The sequence below is a fragment of the Stenotrophomonas sp. 3diitr2024 genome, assembly GCF_042136455.1.
GTDB classification, from domain to species: Bacteria; Pseudomonadota; Gammaproteobacteria; order Xanthomonadales; family Xanthomonadaceae; genus Stenotrophomonas; species Stenotrophomonas sepilia.
This window is the reverse complement of sequence record NZ_JBHHMJ010000373.1, coordinates 1-360: the sequence shown is the minus strand read 5'-3', so window position 1 is coordinate 360 and position 360 is coordinate 1. Positions and strand designations below refer to the sequence as shown.

The window sequence follows — 360 nt, the reverse complement described above, 5'->3', positions numbered from 1 at the left end:
CTGCTGGGCGTGGGCATCCGCCTGCTGGTGATGCAGACCCTGCAGCAGCGTCGCGAGCGCGAGAACCGGCAGATCAACGAGCGGCTGCGCACACTGATGGCGGCCTACAAGACCCTGGAAGCGCAGACCGCGCTGGTCGAGCAGCTGGCGGCACGTGACGTGCACCGTCAGTACCTGGCCTTCGTGATGGGCGCGTTGGTGGCCGGTGGTACAGCCGATGCCCCGATCGACCGCCACCCGCGCGACCGCCTGAACATCTACCAGGCCACCCTGCAGGGCATGCGTGACGTCGTTGCAGCGGTCGCCCACGTGGCCGGCTTCGCCCGCATCGACGGCAACGTGGTACCCAAGGGCCTGGTA

At 68.6% G+C, this 360-nt stretch carries 1 pseudogene; it reads left to right on the top strand.

Annotation, left to right across the window (positions count from 1 at the left end):
• Positions 1-30 precede the first annotated feature (30 nt).
• A pseudogene (locus ABGA94_RS09405) lies at positions 31-360 on the top strand (hypothetical protein); the annotation flags it as partial.